This window comes from Pseudomonas putida (genome assembly GCF_050989985.1).
GTDB classification, from domain to species: domain Bacteria; phylum Pseudomonadota; class Gammaproteobacteria; order Pseudomonadales; family Pseudomonadaceae; genus Aquipseudomonas; species Aquipseudomonas putida_AI.
In genome coordinates, this window is sequence record NZ_CP158815.1 from 2,393,907 (window position 1) to 2,412,807 (window position 18,901).

Consider the following 18,901-nt stretch of genomic DNA (forward strand, 5'->3'; position numbering starts at 1 on the left):
TAGACGATTTTCTTCACATTTAATTTCACATTTAGATTCTTTGTATACATCTGATTTTATTGGGATTAATTCAAGTTATCGACCTGTTGAACCTGAGTTTTCTGCACATTTTTATTCATCAGGTATTGGTAACCGGCGCAGGCTTTGTGGGTCGATTTAGCAAGTAAATGCGTAATTTCAACCCGCAAAAAAAAGGATGCCATCAAGGCTGCAGGTTTTGTTCACTCCGCCACCTGCGCCCGAAGACGTCGTCCAATCGCATCCATCAAATCGCAACCATCTCTTTGTTTTCTGAACCAGAGGTAGATCGGTTGTATGTGTTTTGCTGCTGAGCAAGTCCGGGCAACAGTTATTGATCCCTACAACGTGCACCAAATTATCCGCTTGAAATCGGAATTTTTTATGTAGGAATTTTACTGGCGGCAGTGATTGGTATTGAAGTATGCCCATCTCTAAACATGGCATACGCGGTAAACAATTTGCTGTTGATAGGGTTCCGTTGTTGCGGCATAAATCGGCGGCTTCAATTCACATGGAATTCAAATTATTGCAAGGGATGCTGCATGCAAAAATCCAACGCTTCTCCACCGCCTTTGAAATCGTCGAATGTTCTGCTCAACCCACATAAGGAATACTCAGGAATTCCTTCAGATTTTGACAGCGCTCTAAATTGGGATGGAACTCTCCCAGCGGTTACTTTGGCTCATCGTATTGAAACTATCGATCAACAGCGTAATGCATACTCAAAGTTGGTCGCTATAGGGCGTTCGGTGCAAGATCAGATAGGAAGTGCTTTTTCGAATGGCACGACGGGTGTGCGAAATGAAATAGAAAGGCGCATAAACTTAGTTGCTGATAGTAATTCATGCAATGAGCTGGAGTGCGCAATAAAAAAGAAAGTGATTATTGTCGAGCTTCTGCAGCAAGTTAGAATGAATAGGAGTTGGCATGAAGCGAATATTTTTTTTGGTGTTGATCCATTGTCGTTGGACAGTAGGGAAAATGCCGAGGCATTCGCGGCTAGTGTGGATACGGCAGAACACGAGGAAGAACGCCTAGGCTATTACGAAGATTTTCTGAGATCTCTGACAGCCGCTTACGTTAAACGAATCCTTGTCGAGGCTGTTTCCGTTCTAGAGAACGCTTCTCCAGCTATAGATGCTGCGATCCATTCTGCCTTGGCTAGAGGTGAAACTGCCTACAACTTTAATTTAACCCTTAGTCAAGCCGCACAAGTGGTAACTGTGGCGGGTGCCGCTTCGCTCCAACACGCGGGCGGTTGGACCTTCGAGGCGGTAATCCGTAAAGGCACTCTGTTGTTGGCAGGGTTGGGAGAAGCACTTCTCAGTCGAGCGACAGCCGTAGGAATCGGTACTTTGCTCTACTCACCCGAACTGGGAAATGGCGAGCGCTATCCTCAAACTGTTCTCAAACTATCTGGTAGTGCAGTTTTGCCAGGTGCATCGACTAACCTGAATGAAATCGCCGCTGTCGAAGGAACCATCGATCTTCCCTATCGTATTTATGGCGACCGTGGCCAATACTCACTCGTTGCAACACCGGTGGGAGGGAGCATTTCGCCAGCGGTGCCAGTTCGGGCGATGGAGTTCGACCAGAAAACTAACAGCTACAGTTTCACCTCCGCCGACACACCGCCCATCACCCTCGGTTTTCCCATTATCCACTGGGATAACAGTTCGACAACTTCACCTGTCAGACCAGTGGAAGTACCGCATTACACTGGCGTTGAACTGTTGCCAATACTCGTGCAGCCCGAAACTTTGCCTGCTTTGAAGTTGCCAGACTTCAGGGATTGTATTTACTGCTTTCCGATCAGCAGTGGATTGCCGCCAATCTATGTTGTTTTCAATAGTCCTTATGAGGGGGCTACCACGAGAGGAAAGTACAGCGGTCGTCTGTTCAATCCCGCCAAGGCCGGAGGCCAAATTCTGGATTTGAATTGGACTAATGCCACCGTTACGCAAGTGGGTGTTGATCTAGTGAAATTGCATACGGGCAGATTCGGACCATCGGATGCCAATGCCATCATGATTGAGCGTTTGGAAAAAATTCTCCAAGGTAAATTAGTAGTTACGGCTATCGATAAACGTTTCTATACTCATGAACTGAGAGAGCTAGAACGTTTCAGGGCATTAGGTGTGGCAGACGGTGTAAAGCCGAATGATCAGGGTGTTACTTGGAACAATGCTCATGCCGCAACGCTGGAAGACTACAAGCTAAAAGATGATTTTGAGTTGCTCTATACGTCCGAAGCTTTAGCTGCAGAAAAAAAACAAGCTGACAGAGAGTACAAAGAAATGGGAGGAACAAAACGATGAGCGTCATAGGAACTATCGTGCTCGAGGAAGAACCCATGGAAGTAATTTTGTTTCTGACGAAAAATGAACTGGGAACCTCACTGCCTCGAGTGGACAGACTTTATAATATGGCTGGTTGGGCACATGTGGGAGACAACATGGGGTTATTAAATCTCCTGAGAAAAATGCATGAAGCTGGTTTTGTAAATTTGAGTGGCGTTGGAGTGGTGAGGGGGCCTAACTGGAGAGAACCGACATTCATGGTAGAGGGTAAATATACCTTCGATTGACATTACCAAGTGTCTGCCTCTTTAAGAGGCGATGATCAACAAGAAACGGGCGCCTTGGCGCCCGTTTTCATTTACTCCACCGCCTGCGCTCGCAAGCGCCGCCCAATCACATCCATCAAATCACAGCCATCACGCAACGGAATGGCCAGCAATTTGGAAAAGTCCGACAACACCACCGTGTCGCAGCCAATCTCGGCACGGAAGGCGATGTTCTCCAACACTTGAGTCACCGCGCGAATACGGTAATCCGCAGTGGCTTGCAGGACGTCGAGTGGGGCGTGGGTGTCGATGAGCAGGGAGGCCGGAACCAGGTCGATTCCGGTGAGGGGGATGTATCGATTCATATTGAAGGTCTCTGTTTGATTGCTTAAAGCCGCTACTCAGTCGTCGCCAAACGATTGGGTGGCGGCCGTGCGCAGGTTGGCGAACCGGCACAGAGAAAACCGGCAGACCCGAGGGTCTCCCGCGCACAGCCGCCATGACAGCGGCTTTGCGGGTGCGATGATACCTGCAATGAAGCGGGTAGCCTTCGCATTCTCTGTAACTCGAGTCGCCAAACCCGAATCGCCAATAGGGCGACGGGGCGGACTATAAGCCGCGTTCAATCAACAAAAACAGGTGAGGCATTCCGAGCTTCATGTAAGACCAGGCTGATGAAATCCCGGATCTTTCACATCACTTCAATGAAACTTTAAACACGCCCCACAAATGCTCATTGCCCCTCGGGCACATCTCGCCGAAGCTATCCTCTATTCGCACCCCTGCCGTCGAGATGGACCTCTATCCCATGCAAAACCCCGCCCAATCCCAACGCCCCCTCTGGAAAACCTACCTGCTTTTCCTCGCGCCCATGGTGCTGTCGAACTTCCTGCAATCCATGTCCGGCACGGTCAACAGCATTTACATCGGGCAGATGCTCGGCACCCAGGCGCTGGCGGCAGTGTCCGGGATGTTCCCGATCATTTTCTTTTTCATCGCCCTGGTGATTGGCCTTGGTGCGGGCGCTGGCGTTTTGATCGGGCAGGCGTGGGGCGCGCGGGAGACGCATCTGGTGAAGGCGATTGCCGGTGCGACCTTGTTGTTGGGGGTGTTGATCGGACTGGTGGCGGCGGTGGTGGGCAGTGTGTTTGCGCGGCCTTCGTTGATGGGCCTGGGCACGCCCGGGGATGTGCTGGACGACGCGGTGGCGTATGCCCATGTGATGTTGTGGTTCATGCCGTCGCTGTTGGTGTTTGTGTTGTTCACGCAGTTGCTGCGCGGGGTGAGTGACACGCTGTCGCCGTTGCTGGCGCTGCTGGTGTCGACCGTGATCGGCCTGGCGCTCACGCCGGCGTTGATTCGTGGCTGGTTGGGCATTCCCCCACTGGGGATTCAGAGTGCGGCGTTCGCCGGGCTGGCGGGCAACCTCGCGGCGATGGGCTGGCTGGCGTGGCGGCTGATTCGCAAGGGGCATCCGATGGCGCCGGACCGGGAGTTTTTCGCGGCCATGAAGCTCGATTGGGCGATCCTCGGCAAAGTGCTGCGCATCGGTTTGCCCACCGGCTTGCAGATGGTGGTGTTGTCGCTGTCGGAGCTGGTGATCCTGGCGCTGGTGAACCAGCACGGTTCCCAGGCGACGGCGGCCTACGGTGCGGTCACGCAAATCGTCAATTACGTGCAGTTCCCGGCGCTGTCGATTGCCATCACGGCGTCGATCCTCGGTGCGCAGGCGATCGGGGCAGGGCGGATCGAGCGCATCGGTGCGATCCTGCGCACGGGCTTGATGATCAATGTGTGTCTGACCGGCGGCCTGGTGGTGTTGGGGTACTTGCTGTCGCACTGGCTGCTGGGTTCGTTCCTCACCGAGGAAGCGACGCTGACCATGGCCGATCACCTGCTGCACATCATGCTCTGGAGCCTGTTGGTGTTCGGCTTCCAGGCGATCATCGGCGGCATCATGCGCGCCAGCGGCACGGTGATGGTGCCGGTGGGGATTTCGATTGTCTGCGTGGTGGGCGTGCAGTTGCCGGTGGCTTACCTGCTGGATGCGCGGTTCGGCCTGCAAGGGGTGTGGATGGCGTTTCCGGTGGCGTATCTGGGGATGCTGGCGTTGCAGACGTTGTATTACAAACTGGTGTGGCAGCATCAGAAGATTGAGCGGTTGGTGTAGGAGGTTTCGCAGCCATTCTGGCGCGGTTCAGGGTTGACTGGACTGGCCTCATCGCGAGCAGGCTCGCTCCTACAGTGATTTTGTGGTGGGTGTGGTTTTTGTGTTCCCGGCGCAAAATTGTGGGCGAAGGTGTTGACCGACAGGCCTGATCGCCTGGGGAGGTTTTCAGTGAGCCCTTTATCGCATTCTATCCTGCAGGATCGCCCGGACGCCGGCCGGCGCCTGGTGGAGCTTTTGCAGCATTACGCCCATCGCTCCGATGTGATCCTGCTGGCCCTGCCCCGTGGCGGGGTGCCGGTGGCCTATGAAGTGGCCACGGCGCTGGGCGTCCGTCTTGACCTGATGCTGGTGCGCAAGCTTGGTGTACCGTCCCGCCCGGAGTACGCCATGGGCGCGATTGCCAGCGGGGGCGTGCAGATTCGCAATGAGGAGGCGTTGCGCATGCACCCGATCGATAAGGCTGGATTCGACGCGGTGGTCGCCCGGGAAAGCCAGGAGCTGCTGCGGCGCGAGCAGGTGTATCGCGGCTCGCGTGCGCCGTTGCAGCTCAAGGAGCAGGTGGTGATCCTGATCGACGACGGCCTGGCCACCGGCGCCTCGATGCGGGCGGCGATCCGGGCAGTGCGGGCGCAGGCACCGTCACGCATCGTGGTGGCGGTGCCGGTGGCGCCGGTTGAAACGGCCGAGGCGCTGCGCGGGGAAGTGGACGAGCTGGTGTGCCCGCTGTACCCGGAGTGGTTCACCTCGATCGGGCACTGGTACGTGGATTTTTCCCAGACGTCAGACCGGGAAGTCATCGATCTGTTACAGCGGGCGTGGCAGCGCGAGGCGGGTGCCAGCGAGCGGTGAGGGCCAAGGCGACGTTCAGCTGGCACAAACAGCCGTTCTTTGCTTTAGTCCTCCTGTCATTGGCTGCGTGTGTTCAGCACTTCAACCCATCAGGGCGCCCGGCCCGGAGTGTTCCATGAGCCCCAGATTCCAGCGTTTCACTGCATTGATCGCCCTCGTTGCACTCAATGCCTTGCCTGGCGCCCATGCGGTCGAATACAGCGACGTCAATTCCAGGGCCAGCACCATCAGTTTCACCTATAACCAGATGGGGTCGAGGGTGTACGGCACCTTCGGCAAGTTTGAAGGCGACCTCGATTTCGACACCGCCCAGCCCGAGGCGGCCCACGCCAAACTGACCATCGAACTGAACAGCATCGATGCCGGCAGTGAAGACGCCAATACCGAATTGCAAAAGCCTGCCTGGTTTGACACCGCCACCTACCCGGTGGCGACCTTTGAATCGAGCCGATTCAAGAATCTGGGCAACAACCGCTACCAGATCACCGGCAATCTCACCCTTCGGGGACTCACACGGGAAGTGACGGTGCCGGTGTTATTGAAAGCGGAAAACACCATTGGCATTTTCGATGGCGAGCTGACACTCAAGCGCAATGATTTCAAGATCGGCGAGGGCGAGTGGGCCGATACAGTCGTTTCCAATGAGATCAATATTCGCTTTCGAATGGTTGCGCCGCAGCGATGATAAAAATTCCTCCGATAAAGTAGGGAAGTACGACGACAAGAGAGTCGGCCTTTTGAATTGCGAGGACCTTCGAGATCAAAGGCAGCAGAGTTAATATCAGGAACAGCTTTTCCAAATTAATGTTAAACGGGGTCTGACAGTGCTGTTGGGTTTAATCACTATTCCAAAAAAGCCTGATGCTCCTACAGGCTGAAAGTGATTTGTTTGTTGCTCGCATCTATAGTGTTGTCGAAGTTCGAGTGGTCTTGGCGTTGTACGTTGTTACCAACTAATTTTCTTAGGGTGGCTCATATGAGTCGTACAGGGAAAGTGTTGCTTAAATTTAACAGTCGGTTTGATCTGGCTATTGACAAGAAGCTGCGTGACGGATTATCTGCGGTTGTGCAGATTGGCCTGACGCTTTGGCTCGCCAATGACGAAACACTCAGTCTTGAGCGTCTTACTTTCGAAAGCAGGTCGGCGGAAGACGAAACTTATGCAGATCACCGACAATTTGCACTGGGCGAATTACTGAATCTGCCAGCTCCACCGCAACCGCACGAAAAGTTCGAAGAGGCCGATATAGAAGGGCTGGCCTACGACAAGGATCAAGGGTATTTGTGGTTGATTGGTTCCCATAGCCTCAAGCGCACGCAACCCGACTCGACTAAAAAACCAGGCAAAAACATCGAGCGCCTGAGCGATGTTACCAGCGACGGTAATCGTTATTTGTTGGCGCGTATTCCTGTGGTGGAGGAAGACGGCGAACTTAAACTGGTGCAAGCGGACGCGAACTCGCAAAGGACAGCAGCACAGTTACATGGCGAGCAGTCGTGGAGTGCGCTGACCCGAGCGCTCAAACATGATGAGCACCTGGCTGGTTTTTTTGCGATTCCCAGCAAGGATAACGGCTTTGACATCGAAGGCCTGGCCATCGCCGACGGGCGTCTGTTTATCGGCTTGCGTGGGCCGGTATTAAGAGGTTGGGCGATCATCCTTCAAATCGAGACGCACCTGGACGAGGACGATGATCACAGGCTGAAACTGACGAAAATGGGTGATGAACGTCATCTTTACCGCAAGCACTTCCTCCAGTTGGGTGGCTTGGGTATTCGCGATCTGTGTGTGGTCGGCAATGATCTTTTGATCCTCGCGGGACCCACCATGGACCTGGACGGCCCGGTCACGGTCAGCCGCTGGGTCGATGGCGTGTGTAAAAAAGAGGACAGTGTTGTATTCCGAGATGATCTGAAACCGGTTCTGGCTGTTCCCTTTGGTAAAAGGGGCGACCATGCCGAAGGTATGACACTGTTCTCCATGGCCGATGGCTCCGGACCGCAGCTGCTGGTGGTGTACGACAGCCCGATCGGACGTGGCACCGACAGCAGCGTAGAGGGTGATCTTTTCAGATTCTGAACAGGCTCCGAAGACTGTTGCCTAGCGCCAGATTTCCAGTGTGAGGCAGCCTTTGTTGTTGAAGTAAAACCCTGGAGCGTCGTTGGCGAAGCAACTCAATCGACCGGATTTCGGTGCAACCCATCCGCCACTCCAGCGGCTACCGTCGCCAATGACGAATCGACTTTCCCGGCTGCGATCGATGGACCCGATCAAGGTAAACCAGGTGGCCCCCGGCGCTCGAAAGCGCAGGATGCCTTTTGCCCAGTTCATGTAGCTGCGGTCGTAACCATTGGCGTCGCTGTCATTGTGCCAATCCAGCCAATTGCCCGTGGCACGCAGGTAGTACCGCGTGCCGCCCTCAAGCGGCAGCGGCACATCATTCCAGTAGTTGCAGGAGCAGATCTGCCCGGACCAGAGCAGTTCGCTCGCTCCGGGCGGTGCTTGGTCGCTCATCCTTTCTTCGCCCTCGGTGCTGCCGCTTTTTTCGGTTTGGCGGCAGCGGCCTTGCTGCGCGGAGCCTTGGCAGCCGGGGCTGCTTTGCCCGCCCAATTGCTGCCCCCCCCAACGCCGGACAGGTTGATGACATTGGCTTTGCTTTTGAGCACCTGCGCGACAATCCTTTTTTGCGTCGGCACATCGTTGTCGAACCCGCCGTGGGTCGAATTGATCGAATCGGCGGAGGGCGTGGTTATGAAGGTGAAGTTGGGTAGATTGAAGACAGACGAAGGCCTGACGTATTTCTCCATGCCAAGGATCGGTGTGCGCACGCCGGCTTCAAATGATTCCGAAACCAGATAGAGCAACGAACGCAGGTAAGGTCGGCACGTCGGGTCCTGGTTCTCCGCCTCATCGGTCAGGGAAAACTGCAGGCAGTTGTCCACGGTCTTGCTGATCAGGTGCGGCAGCACCAGGCGCTCGAAGGTGTCTACCCGTACCGCCGGCGCCATCAGGCTCAGCGAGGCAAAGCGCAGGCCGTCTCGGGCGAGTCGGTCGATGATAAAGCTGTGGACGATGGCGCCTGCCGAATGGCCGATGAGGTGCAGGCGGAATTTGCCGATTTTGCCGGAGTCGAGAAACGCCTTGTGCAGAATCTGCAACCCACTAAGCGGGTTACCGCTAAGGGCATCGGCGTTCTGTTTCATCTCGCCCCATAACAGGGTACCCGGGCCGGCCAGCGCGCGCTCCAGGCGCTTGTCATAGAACTGTTTGACGGCGTCGCCCAGTTCCGAGAATACCCCACCGGTGCTGCGTGGAACTTGCCTGTAGGCATCGACGATGAGATTGAGCACTGTGGTCATGGCCCCGGTTTCCCACATCAGGAAAATCGGGAAAATCTTCGCGTCGTAGAGCAGGGGGATCCACTCTTTCGCCGCGGCGGCAGCGGCTTTTTCGTCATTGAGCCCACCGTGGGCATAGATGGCGATGTCGATAGTGTCTGAGGCAGACAGGTTCCAGCGCCGACGCGCTTCACCAAGGTGGAAATCGACCAGGTCTTCCACGTCTTCTTTACGGGTGCGGAAGTCGCCGGTCTGACTCAATTCGCCGTTGTTGCCAAGGTCGATGATGAACGGATTGATTTCCCGATTGGCCAGCACTTCCGAGGACGCGACCACGACGTTGCCGGCGGGGTTTTCACGCAGGGTCGTGGCTTCGGAAATCGCCGTGTGTTCGGCGGTGATCACCCCCAGTTGCGGTGCCCAGCAGTCCATGGCGTTGTACTGCCAGTCCGCGTAGGTGAGGATCGCGTAGCCGGCGCTGCCCCAGCCGGTGCCCCAGGAGTTCTGAATCAGAAAACCGTCCTCGTTGTAGCCGACGATCACAAAGGCATGCCCGCCATCGTCGAGCCCGGCCTTTTGACAGGGAATGCGCCAGTAATCGTCCCAGGCGCCCGGTGGCGTGGCCAATTGCGCCGCCATGCTGGCGGCGACGGTCCAACCGGAGTGGCAGGCGGCGCTGGCGTAGAGCACGCCCAGGTCATTGAGGGCCACGTGCATATCGCTGATCGACAGCGGGTCCACCCGGTAATAGGCGCCGAGCGGGCGTTGCACCGAGTCGATCCACCAGTCGGTGCCGGGAAGGTTGGTGGCTGGCGGCATGTCCAGATCCGGCCACAGATCGGCCGCACAGGCACCTTGTTTGTACCAGCCCTTGAGGGCGCCGCGCAGGGTCGAGCCACTGTCGATCAGCTGATCCTCGCTTTGTGTCTCCTTGTGGGCGTTTGGCGCTTCGGGGAATTCGTCGTAGCGTCGGGCCATGCTGTACAGCATGTAGGGCGAGATGGCCGGCTTGTTTTCGCGTTTGCCTTTGCTGAGCAAGTATTCGATCACGGTCGATAGCGCGAAGCCGGTGCAGGCATTGGTTTGCAACTGGTTCTTGATGCCCAACCAGAGTGTCGGCATCAGCATTCTGGCCGGCTGCAAACCTACGGGCGGCTGGTAGAGCCGGTCACGCAAATCCAGTTGATCCGGGCAGACGGGACGCCTGCGATTCAGGCTATCGGTGACGGTAGTGGCGGGCTTTTTTGCAGACCTGGTTTTGCTGGCGGCAGTGGATGCAGTCTTGCGCGCAGGGGTTGCCATCATGGCTCCTTGGAAACTCGGCAGTTGCAGCTTCAGGGACTGACCATTACCGACACGCAGGCACCAGCAATGGGCACGTCACAGTACGGTAGATCAAGTGCGTCAGGTTTCAAGTGAGGCTGAACGAGGGGCCGCCGTCATCGCGAGCAGGCTCGCTCCCACATTGGATCGGCGTCCAATCACATGATGCGTTCACTGTGAATCACTTGTGGGAACGAGCCTGCTCGCGATGGTAGTGGGCACCTGATTACGGACCCATCGCTCCACACAGACCGGATCCTCACCCCGTTTTTCCCCGTTGCCAGCCTGCCTAGCATGGCTCCACTCATTTCTGTGGAGCTTTGCCATGAACGATACATCTGCAATACCGGCCGGCGCCGCGCTCGCGCCAGCCCAACGGTCCTCCAGGCGCGACTGGCTATCCGTGTTCAGCGTCGCGCTCGGTGCCTTTGCCTTTGTCACCACCGAGTATTTGCCGGTGGGTGTGCTGCCGCCCATTGCCCGCAGCCTGGGTATCAGCGATGGGCAGGCGGGGTTGATGGTCACTGTGCCGGGCCTGGTCGCGGCGGTGGCGGCACCGGCGATCATGGTGGGGGCCGGGCGCATGAATCGTAGGCAATTGCTGCTTGTGCTGACGCTGTTGCAGGTGGTTGCCAATCTGCTGGCGGCGCTCGCGCCGTCGTTGGCGATCATGTTGCTGGGCCGGGCACTGTTGGGCGTGGCGCTGGGCGGTTTCTGGGCGGTGGCGATTGCGGTGGCCGGGCGCCTGGTCAGCGAATCAAACGCGGCGAAAGCCACGGCACTGATTTTCGCCGGCATCACCCTGGCCACCGTGTTTGGCGTGCCCTTCGGAACCTGGCTGGGTGATGTGTTTTCCTGGCGCGTGTCGTTCGCGGTCACCGCGGCCCTGGCGTTGCTGGCGCTGGTCGCCCAGGGCCTGACCCTGCCATCACTGCCGTCGCGCGAGGGTTTGCCGGTGCGCGCACTGCTGGATTTTTTGGCGCGTAAAACCGCCCGGCGCAGCATGTTGCTGCTGGCGCTGGTGGTGGCTGCGCACTTCTCGGCCTACACCTACATCGCACCGTTTCTGGGGCGTGAAGCGGGGTTCTCGACCTCGGCTATCACTTCGATTCTGTTGGGCTTCGGGGTGGTCGGCATGCTGGCCAATTTCGCCATGGCCAGGGGCGTGGCGCAGCATCTTCGGCTGTCGCTGGGGGCGGTGGTGCTGTTGATGGTGATCGCCCAGCTGGCCTTGCCGCAGTGGCGGGGTTCGAGTGCGGTGGTGGCCCTGGCGGTGCTGGCGTGGGGCGTGGCCTACGGGGCGATTCCCCTGGGCGTGAGCACCTGGATGCAACTGACATCGCCGAAATTGCCGGAAGCCAGTTCGGCGATGCTGGTCACCATGTTCCAGGTGGCGATTGCCTCGGGTTCGTTGTTCGGCGGCCTGATGGTGGATCACCTGGGCGTACCTTCGGCCCTGTGGCTGGGTGCCGGGTTTGGCCTGTTGGGGCTGGTGGTGATGCTGGGCTTTGGCGTCGGCAAGACGCCGATTGCCCAGGCACTGCATCGCTGAGTCAGCGCTTGAGAATGTTGTCCTTGAAGTAGTCGATCAACACCCGCAACCTCGGTGCGGTCTGCTTCGACGCAGGCCAGAGCATCCACAGGTTGCCGGTGTGATCGGTGTAATCGTCCAGCACCACCTTCAGCCTGCCGTCGGCCAGTGGCTGGCGGATTGAAAAATCCGGCAGGCAGGCAATTCCCACCCCATCCATCGCCAGGTACGTCAGCGGGTCCATCGTGGTGCAGGTCAGCGCCTTCGACAGATTCGGCTCGATGTGCGTCTCGCCGATGCGCAGCGGCCAGCGCTCGATCATCCCCGTGGCCGGAAACTTGTGCAGCAGGCACACGTGGTTGATCAGGTCATCCGGGTGTGTCGGTTCGCCGTGCTGTTGCAGGTAGGCGGGCGATGCCACCAACTGCAATTGATAGCCCCCCAGCTTGCGCGCCATCAGCCGCGAATCCTGCGGCGCGCCGGTGCGGATCACCGCATCGAAGCCTTCCTCGATCACGTCCACCATGCGGTCGGACATGTCCACGTCCAGCTCGATATCCGGGTAGGCCCGCATGAACCCGGCCAGCACCGGCATGATCAACACGTTCTGGATCGGCACGCTGATGCGCACCTTGCCCCGTGGCGTGGCGGACAACTCCAGCAGTTCCATCTGCGCCGCTTCAACTTCGCTGAGGATGCGTTTGCAGCGGTCCAGGAACAGCTCGCCTTCGGTGGTCAGGGTGACGCTGCGAGTGCTGCGGTGGAACAGGCGCACGCCCAGCCGTTCCTCCATGCGCGCCACACTCTTGCCCACGGCGGAAGCGGAGATTTCCAACAGGCGCCCGGCTTCGGTGAAGCTGCGGGTTTCGGCCACCTGGATGAAGGCCGTAATACCGCTGAGGCTGTCCATCATGTGTGGTGTGCTCGGTGTTAGAGGGGGTTAAGGCAGAGTAGAGCGGGGAGGGGGAAATGCAAAGGGCAGGGCTTGCAGATCGGGGTGCCGCCATCGCGAGCAGGCTCGCTCCCACAAGGGATCTGCAGTGAACACATCATTTGTGCTCGACGCAGATCCAGTGTGGGAGCGAGCCTGCTCGCGATGACGGTATTGAATTCAGCGAAAAATCAGGCGCTTTGCTGATAGAACGGATAATCGGTGAACCCCACCTCGGTACCGCCATAGAAGGTGTCCCGGTCATAGGCATTCAACGGCCGCCCATGACGAATGCGCTCCGGCAGGTCCGGGTTGGCGATGAAGTCGCGACCGAAGGCCACGAGGTCGGCGTCGCCCGCTTGCAGGATCCGCTCGGCGGATTCGGCGGTGAAGCCGCCGGCAGCGATGATCAGGCCGGTGTAATGCTGGCGGATCAACTGTGCCGCCACCGGGTTCTGGTCCTTGCTTTCATCGATCGAGTTGCCCATTACGCGAGGCTCGATCAGGTGCAGGTAGGCAAGGTTCAGCGGCGCCAGCTGTTGCGCGACATATACGAACAGCGCCTCGGGATCGCTGTCTTTCATGTCGCCGAAACTGCCGCTTGGCCCCAGGCGCACCGCCACGCGTTCGTTGCCCCAGACCGAAATCACCGCGCGGGTGATATCCAGCAGAAACCGCGCACGCTTGGCGATGGTTCCGCCGTAGGCATCGGTGCGCCGGTTGCTGCCGTCCTGCAGGAACTGGTCGATCAGGTAACCGTTGGCGCCGTGGATTTCCACACCGTCGAAACCGGCCTGCAGACCGCGTTGCGCAGCTCGCCGGAAGTCTTCTACCAGCGTTTCGACTTCCGAAGTATCGAGCGCGCGGTGCGGCGTGCTCGGCACCCAGCCGTTGGCGGTGTAGGCCACACCGTTGTATTGCACCGCCGAAGGCGCCACAGGCTGCGCGCCGTCGGGTTGCATGTCGCTGTGGGACTGGCGGCCGGCATGGAACAGTTGCAGGAAAATCCGTCCGCCCTTGGCGTGAACCGCCTCGGTAACGGCTTTCCAGCCGGGAATCTGCGCGTCGTCGTACAGGCCGGGCGAACCGAGGTAGCCGTTGCCGGTAGGCGAGACCACCGTGGCTTCGGAAACGATCAGGCCGCCCTCGCTGGCGCGCTGGGAGTAATACTCGGCCATCAGGGCGCCAGGTTTGTCGCCGGGTTCCGAGCGCATGCGAGTCAGGGGCGCCATGACGACGCGGTGGGAGAGGGCGTGTGGGCCGATCTGGATACTGGAAAGCAGGGTTGGGTGTTTCATGGTGACCTCCAATAAAAATCTGGAGGCAACTGTAGGCAAAGCGATTGTGGAGAAAAACGGCCCAGGGTTCCGCTCTCTATGGACGGATCACTCCGTAATCGAGCGACGCCCGGTCCACATTGCATGGACCGGGCGCCAGTCGAGGTGACGTCAGCGTACGGATATCGGTGCCGTCACCGTTTTGCCATAGCCCGAAGTGATGGTCGCGGTCGGGCTTGCGCTCGGGCCGGCGCCGGTGAGGCTGACCGTCAGCCGCCAGCGTGCTCCGGTGCCGGTCGGCGTGAGGGTCGCACTGCCGAGGTTGAGCGGTCCGGCCGTCGTGGTCACCGTCACCATCACCGTGTTACCCGAGCCCCGTGACGTGGTACCGGACAGGTCCCAGGTGTAGCGGTTGTTGCTGCGCACCTGGACCGAAGCGCTGGTTACCAGCAAGTCTTCGTTGACCGTCGGCGCTGGCGTTACCGCCACCGATACGGTTGCCGGGTCAGAGACCGCATTCTTCGCGTCGCTGGCCTGATAGGTGAAGGTCGCGGTGAACGGTCCGGGGGCGGTGGCCGGTGGGGTATAGACCACACGGGTGCCGTCGGTACTGACCGTACCCTTGCCGGAGTCCGGCTGGTTCAGGCCCACCACTTTGAGCGGCAGGTTGCCGTCCGGGTCGGTGTCGTTGGCCAGCACGTTGATGGTCACCACTTGCCCGTTGTTGCTGGTGGCGCTGTCCGGGTTGGCCACGGGTTTTTTGTTGTCGCCCTGGTTGTCGTCTTCCTTGCCACCGGTGCGGAAGGTTGGCAGTGCGGCAGAGTTGACGTAGGTGACACCGTCCCAGCCAGGTAGCGGCGTTGGCATCAACTGGAACTGCCCGGGATGCTCGATATCCCAGCGCAGCAGCATCGAGGAGTCCTCATGCTGGGTGTTGTGGCAGTGCTCCATGTAGGTCCCGGCGAATTCGCGGAAGTGGATCGCCATTTCCACATCCACCGAACTGTCGATGCCCTCGCCGATGCGATACACGTCCTTGCGTGCCCATTTTTCCCATTCCGGTGGCGCCTTGCCGTCGCGGCTGATGATGATGCCTTCCTCGAAGTGCACGTGAACCGGGTGGTTCCAGCCGTTGCCGCCGTTTTTGATTTTCCATACTTCCAGGGTGCCGTCACCGGAGAACCCTGCATCGGTCGGGCCGTTGGCCAGTTGCGGGGCGGCGCTGAGCCGGCGTGGGTCCATGTTGTAGCCAAAGCCGCCGTCGGTCTTGATGGTCCATGGCGCTTCGTCTGTACCGTCGGAACGGCCGAAGATGAACTCGCGATGGCGTGCCTGTTTCAGCTTGGCCTGGACCACCGGATCATCACGGTTGAGGGTCAGCGGAATCATGACTTTGCCCGCCGCCTTGCCCGGTTTCGGTGGCTCGTAATCGGCAGGGTTCATGCTGACGTCGGTGCCGGTGTAAGGATAAACCACCATTTGCATGAACTTGCCTACGGTCGGGTCGCCCTGGTCCCACTCAAGCCCCTTGCTGCCTTGCTTGAGCACGGCCTTGTATTTCCCGGACAGCACATCGGCCAGCGTCAGGGGCGTGTCTTCCGGCCCCTTGCCGGTCTGGTGCGCCATCAGGTTGACGAAGTACAGCTTGTCGCCGGTGCTGATCCCGTTTTTCGCGAAGTTGACGATGATGTCGAAGCGTTCGGCGATGCCCTGGGTCGGCAGGATCGCGTTGTGGTTCTGCAAGTCGCCATCGCCGTCCAGGTCCATGCTGCCGTCGAACGGTACAGTGTGTTCCATGAGGTTGCCGTCGTTGGCGATCATGTGGAACGGCACGCGGGTGTAGGACACCCCGGAGCCCGCCGGGCCCGGGAATTCGCCGCCGGTACCGGCGATTTCACGCACCAGGGCGATCCTCAAGTAGCGCGATACCGAGCCGTTGAGAATGCGGAAGCGGTAGCTGCGCGCGCGCACTTTCAGGGTTGGCTGGTACTGCCAGTTGACCAGGATCTGATCGCCGAGGAATCCGTCGGTGTTGAACGGGTTGAACCACAGTTGGCCGTTCTTATCCCAGGCCTTGTCGGCCACCATCAGGTTGACGTCGTAGTCACGGTTGCCCCAGGGCAATCCCGTACCGCTGGGCAGGCGCAGGTTGACGCCGTCTTCGATCGCTTCGTTGCCACGGTCCATGGCGCTGTAGTAGTTCATCATCACCGCGTTGCCCTTGTAGACGTTCTGCGCGGTGAAATCGAGCATGTGGTCGTGGAACCAGTGGGTGCTCATGGTTTCGTGCCAGTCGCCACGGATCTTGATCGTGCCGTTCTGGCAGGTCTTGAGGCCCGGGGTGGCGTCATTGACGAACAGGGTTTCGCCCGGTGCGCAGGGGAACGCCGCACGGGGATCTTCGGCCTTGGTGTTGATGGTGTCGTAGCCGGCCAGTTGCATCGGCCAACGATAGTCGTAGTACTGGCCGGGGAAGAAAAACGCGTTGGTGTAGCCGTCGCTTTCCGCCGGGCTGTGTCCGTTGTGCTCGTGGGTGCTGATGGTATGCAGGCCGAAGCCCATGTTGGCCGCAGGGTCGATCGGCAGGGCGTTGTAGTGACGCATCAGGACGGGTTGGCCGTAACGCACCATCAACAGTTTTGCCGGGAAGGTGCCGTCGAAGGTCCACAGCGCCTTGTGGTTCTGAATCGGCATGCTGGGGTGGAAACGGGTGTCGATGCCTTTGGTCGTGCCCTTGGTGGTCGGAATGTCCGAGGTCTGATAGTAGAGCCCGCCCGGGGCGAACTCACCCACGGCATAGTTGTGCAGTTGCCTGCGATCGCGCATGCCGCCGTTGAGCTTGGCGCCTGCTTGCACGGTCTTGAAGGCGACCTGCGGGTAGAACTCGTTCCAGCGCTGATGGGACCAGCCTTTTCCTGGCGGACGACCCTCGGCCGGCGAGCCGACCGGATGGCGGTTGAGGAAGGCTTCGATCTGGCTTTTCCACGGGTTGCGGTCCAGCACGTTGGAGTACTGCGTCGGGAACGGGTACAGGCCGGGCTGGCGCATGAAGTTTTCCAGTGCCGTACTCGAAGGGCCGCTGCGGGCGATGCTTTCCGGGTCCTGCGTTGGCGCCGGGCCGACGGTGGGCACCGGGAAAGTCAGCGGTGGTGCCGGCAGGGTAGGGTCGAGTTTTTCCGTGCCGAATTCCTCGAACAGCAGCAGTTGCTGGGTATACGGCTGCGCCCCGAACAACGGGCTGGGTTTGCCGTTGGTGGGGTAGTTGAACGAGGTCTGCTGGGCAGGGGGCAGCACGTTCTCGGCACGCGGCGTATCGCGGTTGCCGAACACACCGTTGGGCAGGGCGATCGAGCCCTGGTTGGCTGACGGCATGCCTTTGATGGCTTCCAGCGCGGCAGCCGCTTCTACCGGGGTGGCGGGTGGGTTGGAGTAGGCCGAGGGGTCCGTTGGCGGTGGCTGGCTTTCATCGTCGAGCGGGGAGGCGTTGGCCGAGGCAAGGGTGATGAGCATCGCCGCGCAGGTCACTCCGGACCTTCGCATATAGCGGGTTGTTTTGGATTGCGGTTTGACAGGTTTCATGTTGGGACCCCTCGCGTCATGCCATATCGGCGAAACCCACCGCCCTCTATCGGGACGACAGCTGCTGCGGGTAAAAGGGCCCATGCAACAGACGAGCCGGGCTGCTGGTCTGGGAAAAAGTTCAAACTAATTAGTTAGTTGTTTCCAAATGTGTAATCTGGGGGTGAGGAGGGGAGTTGGGGGTAGTGGGGCATATTCCTCAATTGCGGGGAAAAACCAGCTATTTTCAGTGGGTTGCTTTCCCCAATTGCGGGGTAATGAATTTCGGCGGTTTTTTGACTTAAGCAGAATGAGAGGCTTTATCGATAAGGTTTTGATCAGGTTTTTTCCTCCTCGATGGCGGTCATTCGTTGTGTCGCAACAGCGACTGGCCGCTGGTGAAAAGACTGACGAAGGATGATGTCCGCGAGGTTATGATACGCAGCCATCGCCCCCCGGAGCCGTCCCCCCGCAATGCCCCAGATCAGCCACTTCAAGACCCCGTGCCCCGAGCACATCAACAGCCAGATCCTGCAGATGGTGGTCGACAACCTGACCGACATCAGCATGGTCGCGATCGCGCCGAGCAACCTGCTCTACAACGTCTATCAATACGCGATCGGCTTTGAAGTTCACCTGTATCTGGAGGCGTTGAACGGGGCCAAAGGGATCGATGTGGAGCTGATTGTCGCCACCGATCCGGACGACCCGGAGCAGGTCACAGGGTTCCTGTTGTACCTGCCGCTCAAGGACGACCCCGAGGCGTGTGGCGTGGCCTACATGGCGGTGCACGCCAGCCATCGGCGCCAGGGCATCGCCCGCCGGATGCTGCGCGAGATGGTCGCCCGCTACCCCCATGCCGAACTGACCTGTGCGGTAGCCAAGGTGCCGTACTTCGAGGCCATGGGTTTTCAAGTGGTGGGTGTGCGCGCGACCCAGGTGCTGATGAACACCCGCGACCACGGCAGCGATGGCTTGATGGCGCTGCTGGACGTGGCGTCGATCTACAGCTCGCTCGAGGTGCGGCAGATTCATACCTACCTGCTGCAAAAACACGGCAAACGGGCGATGCAGGATGCGGAAAAGCAGCGTGACCGGCATCTGGATCAACTGACGCGCAAGGCTCAGGCGTTTGTGCGTGAGCGGTTGGGGGATGATGCGGTGCCTGTCAGTGGGCCTCGTTTACGCCTGGTCTAATCGCGGGTCATTCAATGCCACAGATCCACTGTAGGAGCGAGCCTGCTCGCGATAGCGGTATGTCAGTCGACACATGTATTGCCTGACACACCGCCATCGCGAGCAGGCTCGCTCCCACAAGTAAACCGCATCCAGCCTG

14 protein-coding genes are annotated in these 18,901 nt (G+C 58.9%); 8 read left to right on the forward strand and 6 right to left on the reverse strand.

From position 1 onward, the window contains the following. Positions 1 to 563 precede the first annotated feature (563 nt). Both ABTV29_RS11110 and ABTV29_RS11115 read left to right on the forward strand, forming a co-directional pair. Positions 564 to 2,339, forward strand: a complete 1,776-nt coding sequence (locus tag ABTV29_RS11110; protein ID WP_433770145.1) for an S-type pyocin domain-containing protein — start codon at positions 564 to 566, stop codon at positions 2,337 to 2,339. 35 nt (positions 2,340 to 2,374) lie between these two features. Further along, positions 2,375 to 2,608, forward strand: coding sequence for a hypothetical protein (locus ABTV29_RS11115; protein WP_433770147.1), 234 nt, complete (start codon positions 2,375 to 2,377; stop codon positions 2,606 to 2,608). A 71-nt stretch (positions 2,609 to 2,679) separates the two neighbouring features. Here ABTV29_RS11115 and ABTV29_RS11120 read toward each other — a convergent pair whose 3' ends face one another. Further along, on the reverse strand, positions 2,680 to 2,952 hold the full coding sequence (locus tag ABTV29_RS11120) for a hypothetical protein (protein ID WP_433770149.1): 273 nt from the start codon (positions 2,950 to 2,952) through the stop codon (positions 2,680 to 2,682). Positions 2,953 to 3,395: 443 nt separating this feature from the next. Here ABTV29_RS11120 and ABTV29_RS11125 point away from each other — a divergent pair, with 443 nt between their 5' ends. From ABTV29_RS11125 to ABTV29_RS11140, 4 genes are all read left to right on the forward strand, one after another. After that, on the forward strand, positions 3,396 to 4,757 hold the full coding sequence (locus tag ABTV29_RS11125; RefSeq protein WP_433770150.1) for an MATE family efflux transporter: 1,362 nt from the start codon (positions 3,396 to 3,398) through the stop codon (positions 4,755 to 4,757). A gap of 168 nt (positions 4,758 to 4,925) precedes the next feature. Continuing rightward, positions 4,926 to 5,606, forward strand: coding sequence for a phosphoribosyltransferase (locus ABTV29_RS11130; protein WP_433770151.1), 681 nt, complete (start codon positions 4,926 to 4,928; stop codon positions 5,604 to 5,606). A gap of 115 nt (positions 5,607 to 5,721) precedes the next feature. Then, positions 5,722 to 6,291: a YceI family protein gene (locus ABTV29_RS11135; protein WP_433770153.1), complete on the forward strand. Its 570-nt coding sequence runs from the start codon at positions 5,722 to 5,724 to the stop codon at positions 6,289 to 6,291. 291 nt (positions 6,292 to 6,582) lie between these two features. Next, positions 6,583 to 7,686 (forward strand): DUF3616 domain-containing protein, encoded by a 1,104-nt coding sequence (locus tag ABTV29_RS11140; protein WP_433770155.1) that lies wholly within the window; start codon positions 6,583 to 6,585, stop codon positions 7,684 to 7,686. Positions 7,687 to 7,707: 21 nt separating this feature from the next. On the opposite strand, the gene ABTV29_RS11145 is transcribed toward ABTV29_RS11140, so the two are convergent. Then, positions 7,708 to 8,121, reverse strand: coding sequence for a hypothetical protein (locus ABTV29_RS11145; RefSeq protein WP_433770156.1), 414 nt, complete (start codon positions 8,119 to 8,121; stop codon positions 7,708 to 7,710). Beyond that, positions 8,118 to 10,247, reverse strand: a complete 2,130-nt coding sequence (locus ABTV29_RS11150) for a C1 family peptidase (protein ID WP_433770158.1) — start codon at positions 10,245 to 10,247, stop codon at positions 8,118 to 8,120. The genes ABTV29_RS11145 and ABTV29_RS11150 overlap by 4 nt, the downstream gene beginning before the upstream one ends. Positions 10,248 to 10,593: 346 nt before the next feature. Here ABTV29_RS11150 and ABTV29_RS11155 point away from each other — a divergent pair, with 346 nt between their 5' ends. Further along, positions 10,594 to 11,820 (forward strand): MFS transporter, encoded by a 1,227-nt coding sequence (locus ABTV29_RS11155; RefSeq protein ID WP_433770160.1) that lies wholly within the window; start codon positions 10,594 to 10,596, stop codon positions 11,818 to 11,820. 1 nt (position 11,821) lies between these two features. On the opposite strand, the gene ABTV29_RS11160 is transcribed toward ABTV29_RS11155, so the two are convergent. The 3 genes from ABTV29_RS11160 to ABTV29_RS11170 all read right to left on the reverse strand — a co-directional run bounded on the left by ABTV29_RS11160 (position 11,822) and on the right by ABTV29_RS11170 (position 17,547). Next, positions 11,822 to 12,709: a LysR family transcriptional regulator gene (locus tag ABTV29_RS11160; protein WP_433771835.1), complete on the reverse strand. Its 888-nt coding sequence runs from the start codon at positions 12,707 to 12,709 to the stop codon at positions 11,822 to 11,824. Between the two features lie 212 nt (positions 12,710 to 12,921). Beyond that, positions 12,922 to 14,028 carry an alkene reductase gene (locus ABTV29_RS11165; protein WP_433770162.1) on the reverse strand — a complete coding sequence of 369 codons (1,107 nt, stop codon included), beginning with the start codon at positions 14,026 to 14,028 and terminating at the stop codon, positions 12,922 to 12,924. A gap of 150 nt (positions 14,029 to 14,178) precedes the next feature. Then, a complete protein-coding gene (locus tag ABTV29_RS11170; protein ID WP_433771836.1) occupies positions 14,179 to 17,547 on the reverse strand; it encodes an Ig-like domain-containing protein in 3,369 nt (1,122 codons plus the stop codon). A gap of 492 nt (positions 17,548 to 18,039) precedes the next feature. On the opposite strand from ABTV29_RS11170, the gene ABTV29_RS11175 reads away from it, so the two are divergent. Continuing rightward, positions 18,040 to 18,762, forward strand: coding sequence for a GNAT family N-acetyltransferase (locus ABTV29_RS11175; protein ID WP_433770164.1), 723 nt, complete (start codon positions 18,040 to 18,042; stop codon positions 18,760 to 18,762). Positions 18,763 to 18,901: the final 139 nt, after the last annotated feature.

What these genes read in the sequence shown, in the direction of transcription:
- ABTV29_RS11140 (WP_433770155.1), top strand. Translation starts at nt 6,583, where the DNA reads ATGAGTCGTACAGGGAAAGTGTTGCTTAAATTTAACAGTCGGTTTGAT.
- ABTV29_RS11150 (WP_433770158.1), bottom strand. Translation starts at nt 10,247, where the DNA reads ATGGCAACCCCTGCGCGCAAGACTGCATCCACTGCCGCCAGCAAAACC.
- ABTV29_RS11125 (WP_433770150.1), top strand. Translation starts at nt 3,396, where the DNA reads ATGCAAAACCCCGCCCAATCCCAACGCCCCCTCTGGAAAACCTACCTG.
- ABTV29_RS11165 (WP_433770162.1), bottom strand. Translation starts at nt 14,028, where the DNA reads ATGAAACACCCAACCCTGCTTTCCAGTATCCAGATCGGCCCACACGCC.
- ABTV29_RS11175 (WP_433770164.1), top strand. Translation starts at nt 18,040, where the DNA reads ATGCCCCAGATCAGCCACTTCAAGACCCCGTGCCCCGAGCACATCAAC.
- ABTV29_RS11115 (WP_433770147.1), top strand. Translation starts at nt 2,375, where the DNA reads ATGGAAGTAATTTTGTTTCTGACGAAAAATGAACTGGGAACCTCACTG.
- ABTV29_RS11135 (WP_433770153.1), top strand. Translation starts at nt 5,722, where the DNA reads ATGAGCCCCAGATTCCAGCGTTTCACTGCATTGATCGCCCTCGTTGCA.
- ABTV29_RS11160 (WP_433771835.1), bottom strand. Translation starts at nt 12,709, where the DNA reads ATGGACAGCCTCAGCGGTATTACGGCCTTCATCCAGGTGGCCGAAACC.
- ABTV29_RS11145 (WP_433770156.1), bottom strand. Translation starts at nt 8,121, where the DNA reads ATGAGCGACCAAGCACCGCCCGGAGCGAGCGAACTGCTCTGGTCCGGG.
- ABTV29_RS11170 (WP_433771836.1), bottom strand. Translation starts at nt 17,547, where the DNA reads ATGCGAAGGTCCGGAGTGACCTGCGCGGCGATGCTCATCACCCTTGCC.
- ABTV29_RS11120 (WP_433770149.1), bottom strand. Translation starts at nt 2,952, where the DNA reads ATGAATCGATACATCCCCCTCACCGGAATCGACCTGGTTCCGGCCTCC.
- ABTV29_RS11110 (WP_433770145.1), top strand. Translation starts at nt 564, where the DNA reads ATGCAAAAATCCAACGCTTCTCCACCGCCTTTGAAATCGTCGAATGTT.
- ABTV29_RS11155 (WP_433770160.1), top strand. Translation starts at nt 10,594, where the DNA reads ATGAACGATACATCTGCAATACCGGCCGGCGCCGCGCTCGCGCCAGCC.